A 10492-nucleotide genomic window follows, 5' to 3' on the forward strand; every position below is an offset into this window, starting at 1 on the left:
GGCCGGTCGGCTGTATGCGACCGGCCCACTCTCGGCTACTCCTCGGTGAAGATGTCCTCGGCGGTGGTGGCGGTGACGGCGCGGGTTTGCCAGCGGCGCACGGTGTCGAGGTCGCCGCAGCCGGTGATGTGTTCACGGGCATCGTCGGTGATGTCGACTCCGCGCGCCTCCAGGAGAAGCAGGATGCTCTCGCTACGGCCTTGCACATAGCCTTGCAAATAGCCTTGGGCCCAGCTTTTGGCGAAGTCCTCCGCCCACTCCTCTGGCCAGCCTCGCGTACGGCATCTGTCCTGCATCTTTTCCAGAATGCGGAATTCTTGGATGGTGGATTCCACAGTCACCAGGTTTCTCCAGGGCACGATGCGGACGGTGGCTATGCGTCTGTGAAGACGGCGTCGGCAGTTGGCGCGGTGACGGCGCGGGTTTGCCAGCGGCGCAGTGCCTCGTGGTCCTCGCAGGTGGTGATGCGTTCGCGGACGTCATCGGTGATGTCGATGCCGCGCAGTTCCAGAATGGTCAGGATGCCATCAGCGACGATGGGGATGACTTCCGCCCGGCCCTCGTCCCGGATTTCCTCCGAGAGCGGCGACTTGTAGAAAGAAAGGTCCACGGCCACCAGGTTCCTCCACTGTTGTGCGGCCGGGCGGTTGCCCAGGCCCTGTGCGGTCAGTTCGACGATGGGGTCGGCGATGGTTTCCGGTGTGTCCCGCAGTGCGGTGGACAGTGCTTTCAGTATGGCACCGACGTCCGGATCAGCGGCGTGCGTAATCGCCGACAGAGTGGCCAGTGCCAGGTCCTTCCGGGCCTCGGCCGGGTTGGTGATGACGGGCATGTTGTGCGGGCCCGCGACCAGCGGGCGCAAGGTGAGGGCGGGCCACTGCTCGGGGCCGATATGGATAGGGAGGGCCGCCCACTCCGCTGTCGCGCGGTCCTGGCAGACCACCAGCAGCAGCGGCGGAACCCGGTACTTCGTGAACAGATACGACAGGTAGTACGCCCAGCTCGCGGGCTTGGACGCGTCCTTCTTGCCCTGGGCCTCGACCGCGAGAAGTAAGGCGCCGTCCTTCTCCGTCTCGAATCGCAGCAGTGTGTCGACACGGCGTTCGACGGGCCGCGCCTCGGTGAGATCGGTCGGCAGGACCGTGACCGACGTCGGTGAGGCGAATTCCAGACCGAGCACCCGGGAGACCCCGGTGAACAGGTCCGGATACGCCTGGAAGATGCGATGCATCGCCTCGTGGGGTGAGCTGACCATGTGGTTCCTAAGGGTGTGAGGTGGAGCGACAGCCACGGCACGCGCCCGGTTCCGGCGCGCGGAAGGCCCGATCGCAGCGGTCGCAGTTCTGGAGTGGCAGGTGGGCTTCGGGAGGCTTACGGAACGGGGGCGGCGGAGGTAGCCGCGCCGTGAGCCGGTGGGCGAGGAAGGCGGCCGGGTGGCGCAGTGCCTCGGGTGGCAGGCCGGCGGTCAGGGCGAGGCTCACGGAGTCCGGGCTCGCCTCGCGCTCCAGCCAGGCCGCGACCCCAGGGGTCAGGCGCTCGGTGTCCCGCGCGGAGAGCAGCAGGCGCGGATCGGTCTCGCGTAAGGCCCCGGCGATACGGTCCGCACCCTCAGGGAATCGCGCGGCGAGGGTCTTGATGTCCACCCGCGCCCCGGTCGGCAGGGACTGGATGTGCACGGCCAGCCCGATGGCCAGCAGCGACAGCTCGGTGTGCTGGGCGAGGTGGTTGCCGATGACCGTGAAACGGGTCGTGTGGCGGGTGTTGGCGTGCGTCACGCCGTACGGCGCGGGCGCGGGCGCGCTAAGGTTCTGCGTATCCATGGGGAAGCCCTAACTTCCTGCGTGGTCAGGCCCTCGCATTTGGGATGCCAGTCCCGGCGAGGGCCGTCGCATGTCTACGGTTCTCCGTCGCCGCGAGCGTATGGCACCCAACCCCGCCCAATGCCACCCAAGTTGGTGATGTTCACCCAGGGGAGTGAGACGGCCTGGTGGGCGGGAGGGGTGGGGTTTGGTGGGGTTCTTTCTCTTCCGTTTCTTGGAAAAGACCACTGGTGTCTCCGGAACCCGGATATCCGTGCTCCGGTGCCACGTGCCGCGATCCGCCCTGCTGCGGTACGAGCGGTACCGGTGCCTCCGGTACGAGGTCCAGCTCCGCCCACACCGTCTTGCGCGGCACCGGCCCGAGCGTCACCCCCCACCGGTCCGCGAGCACCTCCACCAGCAACAGCCCCGGCCCCGACTCGCTGTCATCGGGCGGAGCCTGCGCACGGGTGCCGGGCAGCAGCCCGTCACGCGTATCGGTCACCTCGATACGCAGCGCCCGCTCCCGCTCCGTCGTATGCAGGGCGAGCCGGAAGTCCCGGCCCGCCACCCGGCCGTGCGTGGCCGCGTTCGTGGCGAGTTCGGCGACGATGTGCGCTGCGGTGTCTGCCATGCCGTACGGCAGGTTCCAGGAGCACAACTGCTCGGTTGCCAGCATGCGCGCGAGGCGGGCACCGCGTGGCGAGGGGGAGAGCAGGACCGTGAAGCGACGTGTGGGGGCCGCGAGTTGGCGGAGTTTGTGGTTCACGTCACACAGCGTGGCCGCGCCTGCCTACGCTGACCAGTGACGAAACGATTGCGTACGGTTACTGTCCGGGGCTTGTCCAGTGCTGTCCAGGCTGTCCAAGGAGTTGTGTGGGCAGGGGGCCGTGCAATCACGGTCAGCACATCGGAGGTGGAACGGGTGGATGCGGACGTTACGGAGCAGCCCAACGGCGAGGCGGACGAACCCGGCTGGGAGGTCGACCCCGACGACGAGTCGGGCGCGGCGGTCATCGCGGCGGTAGGGCGTCAGCTCAGACTGCGGCGCGAGGCGGCGGGAATGCGGGTCGGCGAGTTCGGAATCGCGATCGGGTACGGCGAGGACCTTGTCTACAAGGTCGAGGCCGGGAAGCGGATTCCCCGGCCGGAGTACCTGGACAGGGCGGACGAGGTGCTGGGCGCGGGCGGTCTGATCGCCGCGATGAAGCGGGATGTGGCGGAGGTCAGGTATCCGAAACGCGTTCGGGATCTGGCACGGTTGGAGGCGAAGGCGGTGGAGCTGCTCTCGTACGGCAACCACAACCTGCACGGCCTCTTGCAGACCGAGGAGCATGCCCAGGCTCTGCTCGGGACCCGTCGGCCCGCCCTGTCGCCCGACGAGCTGGAGCGTGCCGTCGGTGCTCGCATGGCTCGGCAAACCGTCTTCGATCGGTCACCCGCCCCCGAGTTGAGCTTTGTCCTGGAAGAGGTGACCCTGCGCCGCCCGGCCGGAGGCACAATGGTGCAACGCCAGCAGCTCGAACGCCTGTTGGAGGTGGGCCGGATGCGGAACGTCGAGATCCAGGTGATGCCGACTGTCCGCTGGGAGCACCCTGGAACGAGTGGGAAGATCCAGGTGCTCAAGTTCGGCGACGGTACAGCGATCGGTCGTACCGATGACGAGTTCAGCGGTCGTCCCGTCTCCGATCCCAAGCAACTCCGGGTCCTTGAGCTGCGCTATGGCATCATCCGGGCCCAGGCTCTCACTCCAGGGGAGTCGCGGGCCTTCATCGAGCAAATGCTGGGAGACACATGATCCGCAAGACCTCTGCCGGGGACCGTGACGCGCTCGTCTGGTTCAAGAGCAGCTACAGCGACAGCAGCAACCCGAACGACTGCGTCGAGGTCGCGACCACCCCCGGCACCGTGCACGTCCGCGACTCGAAGAACCCGGCCGGCCCCCGCCTCGCCGTCCCGCCCGCCACCTGGACGGCCTTCCTCACCTACGCCTCCAAGCGCTGACCGCTCAACCACCGCGCCCCGCCCCAAGATCTCCAGGGGCGGGGCGTCGGCTATTGGCAGAGCCCTCCGGCGCAAGGGTCGTGGCGGCCAGGAATTCGGGCACGACGAAGGGGATTCGGAGCCATCTCATCTGGCCCGTTCGGGCTCTGTGGTCACACCAGTGCCCCTGCGACACTCGTGTGGTCAGTGTGACCGACCGTGACGCGGGCGTTCGCTCCACCTGCGGATGGCCGGACCGAACCCATGGAGGACACCGTGTTACGGACCATCCGGCGTACCGCCGCGCTCGCCATGATCCCGGCAGCTCTCGCCCTGGCCCTTGCCGCCCCCGCCAGTGCCACCGGCAACGGAGACCAGGAGGCGATCGGTACCGCGTGGCGGTATCCCAGCGGCACCTGGGGCCCAACCGCCGAACTAAAGGACGTCGGCAGCACCTGCACGGACCTCAGGTCCATCGATGGCGCACGGGCAGCGAAGAACGTCAAGGATTCCGGGCGCAGAATCGTCTTCTACCTGGGTTGGGATTGCGGAGTCCAGTACAACTGGGTGAACCCCGGAGAGCACAAAACTCTCGGTGAGGTGACAGCGCACAGTTACCGGACCGTCCCGGTGTAAGCGACTACGCCGCCCGCGACCCTCGCGCCGGGCCCGGCCCCTCACCGCACCACCCGGACCCTGCCCCCGGTCGGCCGCAGCCTTCTTCACGTGTCACACAGGCTTCGGCTCCCGCTGACCGGCGGTTGCAGGGCCAGCGGTTGAGGAGGCCGTCTCGCCCACCACCTGTTCGGCCTTCGCCGCCTACGCGTCCACGCGCTGACCGCTGAACCACCGCGCCCCGCCCCAAGATCTCCAGGGGCGGGGCGCGTCCGGTCATGCTCGCTAGCCTGTCGGTGAGCCCTCCAGCAGTTTGCAGAGATGAGGAGCGAGCCCGATGGTCATCGCCCCGAACGACGCGAGCCGCCACACGCTTCAATACCTGGCCATGCGCGACACCATCGAGCGCGTACGGGACAGCGTGCCCGGAAAGCTGGAGATCACGAGAGAAGGCATCGTCCACGACCTGGCGTCGCCCGGCGGGCCTCATGAGCTGACCGCCGCCCGGGTCAGCCGTCGCCTGGAGAAGGTCATGCCGGACGGCATACTGGCCCACACGGGGACACCGGATGTCGAGGACATCGCGGCAGGCGTGCTGCGGCACCCGGATGTGATGGTGATCGCCGAGGCTGACATGGAGATCGAGGGCGCCTTCGACCCCCGGACTCTCTTCGCGGCCGTCGAAGTGGTCTCCCGCTCGAATCCCGACAACGACTGGGTGAGCAAGGCGCGGGACTATCCGCTGCTGGGCATCCCCGTGTACGTGATCTTCGATCCGCGCACGGGCGAAGGCGCTGTTCTCTCCGACATCCACTCGACCCCCAGCGGCCCCCGGTATGCCACCCGCAAGGATTTCGTGTACGGCGAGGACATCGCCATCGGCGACTGGACGATCTCTACCGAGAACCTGCCGCGCTACGCCTAGCGCCCCCGGCCCCCGCTCACACCGCGCCCTCCGCCCGCCCTCCCTGAGCCCTCCGCTTGAGGGAGCCGTCCCGATGGCGTGGACCCGTAGAATCCACGATCTCGCTGACGTCCAGCTCACCGCTGCGGATCGCGTCGCGGAACTCGCGGCGCAGTCGCCGCTTCACCGCGTCATCCACTGCCGCGCGCACCGCCGCATCGGCGGAGGTGGTGCCGAAGAGGCGCAGGGCCTCCGTGATCAGCTCGGCATCCAGGTCAACGACGACTCGGGACATACGAGGCATTTTCGCTCGACTCCGCTCCGTAACCAGCGATCTCGGTCGGGGGCGGCCGAGGGAGCAATGGCGACAGTGCGCGCGGTCACGGCTCACCCCGTCGGCGGCCCGCCGGACCGGCACCGCGCCCCGACGAGTCCGCCCCCGCCGGGCCCACGCACCCCGCAGGTTTGACAGACGCACCCCGCCGGGTAGCCTCTACGGCCCGATTGGCCAGGCCCTGGCCCCGTGTGGCAGACTACCGGGGTTGCTCGGTTGAGTGCCGATGCTGCGCGCCTCCCGCCGGGAGGACCGGAAGCGAGTCCCACAGTACTCGTCGCCCCAACTGCCCCACAGGCCGAAAGGCCCGCACGGCAGCGCTGGGGCGGACGTACGGGAATCTTCCGGGAAGTGTCAGCGGGGTACCGGCCAGGCGCTCGGTGGGAGTTCTTCCCCCGATTACGCGGGTCGGACCCGCACACCCTTGGCTGGGAAATCCTTCGGGATATCTGCGTAGAGGGAGTGCGACACGCCCGACCGCGTGGGTCGGAGAAGAGAGACGGGACCCGCCGAGTCCCAGGGCGTTAAACAAAGAGACAGGACTACGAAGCAGCCATGGCGGGACAGAAGATCCGCATCCGGCTCAAGGCCTACGACCACGAGGTCATCGACTCATCGGCGAAGAAGATCGTTGAGACGGTGACCCGCACTGGTGCGTCGGTCGCGGGCCCGGTGCCGCTGCCCACTGAGAAGAACGTGTACTGCGTCATCAAGTCGCCGCACAAGTACAAGGACTCGCGCGAGCACTTCGAGATGCGCACGCACAAGCGCCTGATCGACATTCTCGACCCGACGCCCAAGACCGTTGACTCGTTGATGCGCCTGGACCTTCCGGCCGGCGTCGACATCGAGATCAAGCTCTGAGAGGCGCGGAAGAGATGGCAAAGCAGATCAAGGGCGTCCTGGGCGAGAAGCTCGGCATGACCCAGGTCTGGGACGAGAACAACCGTGTCGTCCCGGTGACCGTGGTCAAGGCCGGGCCCTGTGTCGTTACCCAGGTCCGTACGAATGACTCCGACGGCTACGAGTCGGTCCAGATCGCCTTCGGCGAGATCGACCCTCGCAAGGTGAACAAGCCCCTCAAGGGCCACTTCGCCAAGGCCGACGTGACCCCCCGCCGCCACCTGGTGGAGCTCCGCACCTCCGACGCCAGCGAGTACACGCTCGGCCAGGAGGTCACCGCCGCTGTGTTCGAGTCCGGCGTCAAGGTCGACGTCACGGGCAAGAGCAAGGGCAAGGGCTTCGCCGGTGTCATGAAGCGTCATAACTTCAAGGGCCTCGGCGCCGGTCACGGCACCCAGCGCAAGCACCGCTCTCCCGGCTCCATCGGTGGCTGTGCCACCCCGGGCCGTGTGTTCAAGGGTCTCCGCATGGCGGGCCGTATGGGCAACGAGCGGGTCACCACCCAGAATCTGACCGTTCACGCCGTTGACGCCGAGAAGGGACTGCTGCTCATCAAGGGCGCGGTTCCCGGCCCCAACGGCGGCCTGGTCCTGGTCCGCACCGCGGCCAAGGGGGCCTGAGGACTATGAGCACCATTGACATTCTGTCGCCCGCGGGCGACAAGACCGGGACCGTCGAGCTTCCGGCCGAGATCTTCGACGCCAAGGTCAGCATTCCGCTGATCCACCAGGTCGTCGTCGCGCAGCTCGCCGCCGCCCGCCAGGGCACGCACAAGACCAAGACGCGTGGCGAGGTCCGTGGTGGCGGCAAGAAGCCCTACCGCCAGAAGGGCACCGGCCGCGCCCGTCAGGGTTCGACCCGCGCCCCGCAGTTCGCCGGCGGTGGCGTCGTCCACGGCCCCGTGCCGCGTGACTACTCGCAGCGGACCCCGAAGAAGATGAAGGCCGCCGCCCTGCGCGGTGCCCTCACCGACCGGGCCCGCAACGCCCGTATCCACGTCGTCACCGGCGTGGTCGAGGACGGCATCTCCACCAAGGCCGCCCGGACGCTGATCGGCAAGATCTCGGAGCGCAAGAACACGCTCCTGATCGTCGAGCGCGCCGACGAGGCCGCGTGGCTGTCCGCCCGCAACCTGCCCCAGGTGCACCTCCTGGAGCCGGGCCAGCTGAACACGTACGACGTGATCCGCTCCGAGGACGTGGTCTTCACCCAGGCCGCCTTCGAGTCCTTCGTGTCCGGCGCCACCGCTGGCCGGAACAACGAGACCGAAGGGAGCGACGCCTGATGAGCGAGACCGTCGTCACGAGCAAGACCTTCTCGGATCCGCGCGACATTCTGATCAAGCCTGTCGTCTCGGAGAAGAGCTACGCGCTGCTGGACGAGAACAAGTACACGTTCATCGTCGACCCGCGCGCCAACAAGACCCAGATCAAGCAGGCCGTCGAGGCGGTCTTCTCGGTCAAGGTCGCCGGGGTCAACACGATCAACCGCCAGGGCAAGCGCAAGCGCACCCGGACCGGTTTCGGCAAGCGCGCCAACACCAAGCGCGCCATCGTGACCCTTGCCGAGGGCAGCAGCCGAATCGACATCTTCGGCCAGGCCTCCTAACGGAGTGCCCTGGTCCGATATCGGACGAGGACTGAGAAATGGGTATCCGCAAGTACAAGCCGACGACTCCGGGCCGTCGTGGCTCCAGCGTCGCCGACTTCGTCGAGATCACGCGGTCCACGCCGGAGAAGTCGCTGGTCCGCCCCCTGCACAGCAAGGGCGGCCGTAACAACACCGGTCGTGTGACCGTCCGCCACCAGGGCGGTGGCCACAAGCGCGCCTACCGAGTGATCGACTTCCGTCGTCACGACAAGGACGGCGTGCCGGCGAAGGTCGCGCACATCGAGTACGACCCCAACCGCACCGCGCGCATCGCGCTGCTGCACTACGCGGACGGCGAGAAGCGCTACATCATCGCGCCGCGCGGACTGTCGCAGGGCGACCGGGTCGAGAACGGCCCCGGCGCCGACATCAAGCCGGGCAACAACCTGGCGCTGCGCAACATCCCGGTCGGTACGACCATCCACGCCATCGAGCTGCGGCCCGGCGGCGGCGCGAAGTTCGCCCGCTCCGCGGGTGCCTCCGTGCAGCTGCTGGCGAAGGAGGGCACCATGGCCCACCTTCGTATGCCGTCCGGCGAGATCCGGCTGGTCGACGCCCGCTGCCGCGCCACCATCGGCGAGGTCGGCAACGCCGAGCAGTCGAACATCAACTGGGGCAAGGCGGGCCGCCTGCGCTGGAAGGGCGTACGCCCGACCGTCCGCGGTGTCGCGATGAACCCGGTCGACCACCCGCACGGTGGTGGTGAGGGCAAGACCTCCGGTGGACGCCACCCGGTCAGCCCGTGGGGTCAGAAGGAGGGTCGTACGCGCTCTCCCAAGAAGGCGAGCAGCAAGTACATCGTCCGCCGCCGCAAGACGAACAAGAAGCGCTAGGAGCGGGTTCAGATGCCGCGCAGTCTCAAGAAGGGGCCCTTCGTCGACGGACACCTCATCAAGAAGGTGGACGTACAGAACGAGTCAGGCTCCAAGAACGTCATCAAGACCTGGTCCCGACGCTCGATGATCGTCCCGGCGATGCTGGGCCACACGATCGCGGTGCACAACGGCAAGATCCACATCCCGGTGTTCGTCACCGAGTCGATGGTCGGCCACAAGCTCGGCGAGTTCTCGCCGACCCGCACCTTCCGCGGCCACGTCAAGGACGACCGCAAGTCGAAGCGCCGCTGAGGCGGGGTGCGAAATGACTTCGACAAGAGTGACGAACACTGAAGGGACAACCATGGAAGCCAGGGCCCAGGCGCGGTACATCCGCGTCACGCCCATGAAGGCCCGCCGCGTGGTGGACCTCATCCGTGGCATGGACGCCACGGAGGCCCAGGCGGTCCTGCGTTTCGCCCCGCAGGCCGCGAGCGTGCCGGTCGGCAAGGTGCTGGACAGCGCCATCGCCAACGCCGCGCACAACTACGACCACCCCGACGCCTCTTCGCTGGTCATCAGCGAGGCATACGTGGACGAGGGTCCGACCCTGAAGCGGTTCCGGCCGCGCGCCCAGGGCCGTGCCTACCGGATCCGTAAGCGGACCAGCCACATCACCGTGGTCGTCAGCAGCAAGGAAGGAACCCGGTAATGGGCCAGAAGGTTAACCCGCATGGGTTCCGGCTCGGCATCACCACGGACTTCAAGTCCCGCTGGTACGCCGACAAGCTGTACAAGGACTACGTCAAGGAAGACGTCGCCATCCGCAGGATGATGACGTCCGGCATGGAGCGCGCCGGTATCTCCAAGGTGGAGATCGAGCGCACCCGTGACCGCGTGCGGGTGGACATCCACACCGCGCGTCCCGGCATCGTCATCGGCCGCCGTGGCGCCGAGGCCGACCGCATCCGCGGCGACCTGGAGAAGCTCACCGGCAAGCAGGTCCAGCTGAACATCCTTGAGGTCAAGAACCCCGAGGTCGACGCTCAGCTCGTGGCCCAGGCCGTTGCCGAGCAGCTGTCCTCCCGTGTCTCCTTCCGCCGTGCCATGCGCAAGAGCATGCAGTCGGCGATGAAGGCGGGCGCCAAGGGCATCAAGATCCAGTGTGGTGGCCGTCTCGGCGGCGCCGAGATGTCCCGCTCGGAGTTCTACCGCGAGGGCCGGGTGCCGCTGCACACGCTCCGCGCGAACGTCGAGTACGGCTTCTTCGAGGCCAAGACGACCTTCGGCCGTATCGGTGTGAAGGTCTGGATCTACAAGGGCGACGTCAAGAACATCGCCGAGGTCCGCGCCGAGAACGCCGCGGCCCGCGCCGGCAACCGTCCGGCCCGTGGTGGCGGTTCCGACCGTCCCGCCGGCCGTGGTGGCCGCGGTGGCGAGCGGGGCGGCCGAGGCCGTAAGCCGCAGCAGCAGAGTGCCGCGTCCGAGG

17 protein-coding genes are annotated in these 10492 nt (G+C 67.8%); 12 read left to right on the forward strand and 5 right to left on the reverse strand.

Annotated features, from left to right (window positions below; all coding sequences use genetic code 11):
• Positions 1–35 precede the first annotated feature (35 nt).
• The 4 genes from ACWF94_RS13310 to ACWF94_RS13325 form a co-directional block, all read right to left on the reverse strand.
• Entirely contained in the window at positions 36–335 is a 300-nt protein-coding gene (locus tag ACWF94_RS13310) for a hypothetical protein (protein WP_453487466.1), read from the reverse strand.
• A gap of 38 nt (positions 336–373) precedes the next feature.
• Positions 374–1255 (reverse strand): hypothetical protein, encoded by an 882-nt coding sequence (locus ACWF94_RS13315; protein WP_453487467.1) that lies wholly within the window; start codon positions 1253–1255, stop codon positions 374–376.
• 7 nt (positions 1256–1262) lie between these two features.
• The gene (locus ACWF94_RS13320; protein WP_453487468.1) at positions 1263–1820 is read right to left on the reverse strand and encodes a helix-turn-helix domain-containing protein; all 558 of its coding nucleotides are present in this window, start codon (positions 1818–1820) and stop codon (positions 1263–1265) included.
• Positions 1821–1962: 142 nt separating this feature from the next.
• Entirely contained in the window at positions 1963–2568 is a 606-nt protein-coding gene (locus ACWF94_RS13325; RefSeq protein ID WP_453487469.1) for an ATP-binding protein, read from the reverse strand.
• Positions 2569–2724: 156 nt separating this feature from the next.
• Between ACWF94_RS13325 and ACWF94_RS13330 the strand changes: the two genes are divergently transcribed.
• The 4 genes from ACWF94_RS13330 to ACWF94_RS13345 all read left to right on the forward strand — a co-directional run bounded on the left by ACWF94_RS13330 (position 2725) and on the right by ACWF94_RS13345 (position 5322).
• On the forward strand, positions 2725–3597 hold the full coding sequence (locus tag ACWF94_RS13330) for a helix-turn-helix domain-containing protein (RefSeq protein ID WP_453487470.1): 873 nt from the start codon (positions 2725–2727) through the stop codon (positions 3595–3597).
• Positions 3594–3803, forward strand: a complete 210-nt coding sequence (locus tag ACWF94_RS13335) for a DUF397 domain-containing protein (protein WP_453487471.1) — start codon at positions 3594–3596, stop codon at positions 3801–3803. Before ACWF94_RS13330 ends, ACWF94_RS13335 begins: the two co-directional genes overlap by 4 nt.
• 255 nt (positions 3804–4058) lie before the next feature.
• A complete protein-coding gene (locus ACWF94_RS13340; RefSeq protein ID WP_453487472.1) occupies positions 4059–4418 on the forward strand; it encodes a hypothetical protein in 360 nt (119 codons plus the stop codon).
• A gap of 316 nt (positions 4419–4734) precedes the next feature.
• The gene (locus ACWF94_RS13345; RefSeq protein ID WP_453487473.1) at positions 4735–5322 is read left to right on the forward strand and encodes a Uma2 family endonuclease; all 588 of its coding nucleotides are present in this window, start codon (positions 4735–4737) and stop codon (positions 5320–5322) included.
• Between the two features lie 16 nt (positions 5323–5338).
• Here ACWF94_RS13345 and ACWF94_RS13350 read toward each other — a convergent pair whose 3' ends face one another.
• Entirely contained in the window at positions 5339–5596 is a 258-nt protein-coding gene (locus ACWF94_RS13350) for a type II toxin-antitoxin system VapB family antitoxin (protein WP_453487474.1), read from the reverse strand.
• Between the two features lie 594 nt (positions 5597–6190).
• On the opposite strand from ACWF94_RS13350, the gene rpsJ reads away from it, so the two are divergent.
• The 8 genes from rpsJ to rpsC form a co-directional block, all read left to right on the forward strand.
• Positions 6191–6499: a 30S ribosomal protein S10 gene (rpsJ, locus tag ACWF94_RS13355; RefSeq protein WP_003948644.1), complete on the forward strand. Its 309-nt coding sequence runs from the start codon at positions 6191–6193 to the stop codon at positions 6497–6499.
• Positions 6500–6513: 14 nt separating this feature from the next.
• Positions 6514–7158, forward strand: coding sequence for a 50S ribosomal protein L3 (gene rplC, locus ACWF94_RS13360; protein WP_453487475.1), 645 nt, complete (start codon positions 6514–6516; stop codon positions 7156–7158).
• A gap of 5 nt (positions 7159–7163) precedes the next feature.
• On the forward strand, positions 7164–7823 hold the full coding sequence (rplD, locus tag ACWF94_RS13365; RefSeq protein WP_453487476.1) for a 50S ribosomal protein L4: 660 nt from the start codon (positions 7164–7166) through the stop codon (positions 7821–7823).
• Positions 7823–8146 (forward strand): 50S ribosomal protein L23, encoded by a 324-nt coding sequence (gene rplW / locus ACWF94_RS13370; protein WP_453487477.1) that lies wholly within the window; start codon positions 7823–7825, stop codon positions 8144–8146. Before rplD ends, rplW begins: the two co-directional genes overlap by 1 nt.
• A 38-nt stretch (positions 8147–8184) precedes the next feature.
• Positions 8185–9021 (forward strand): 50S ribosomal protein L2, encoded by an 837-nt coding sequence (gene rplB, locus ACWF94_RS13375; RefSeq protein WP_453487478.1) that lies wholly within the window; start codon positions 8185–8187, stop codon positions 9019–9021.
• A gap of 12 nt (positions 9022–9033) precedes the next feature.
• Positions 9034–9315, forward strand: a complete 282-nt coding sequence (rpsS, locus tag ACWF94_RS13380) for a 30S ribosomal protein S19 (RefSeq protein ID WP_453487479.1) — start codon at positions 9034–9036, stop codon at positions 9313–9315.
• 52 nt (positions 9316–9367) lie between these two features.
• Positions 9368–9715 (forward strand): 50S ribosomal protein L22, encoded by a 348-nt coding sequence (gene rplV, locus ACWF94_RS13385; protein ID WP_026290933.1) that lies wholly within the window; start codon positions 9368–9370, stop codon positions 9713–9715.
• Positions 9715–10492 (forward strand): 30S ribosomal protein S3 (gene rpsC, locus ACWF94_RS13390; RefSeq protein ID WP_453487480.1); only part of this gene is annotated, 778 nt, incomplete at its 3' end. The genes rplV and rpsC, both read left to right, overlap by 1 nt.

The organism is Streptomyces sp. NPDC055078, assembly GCF_053607985.1.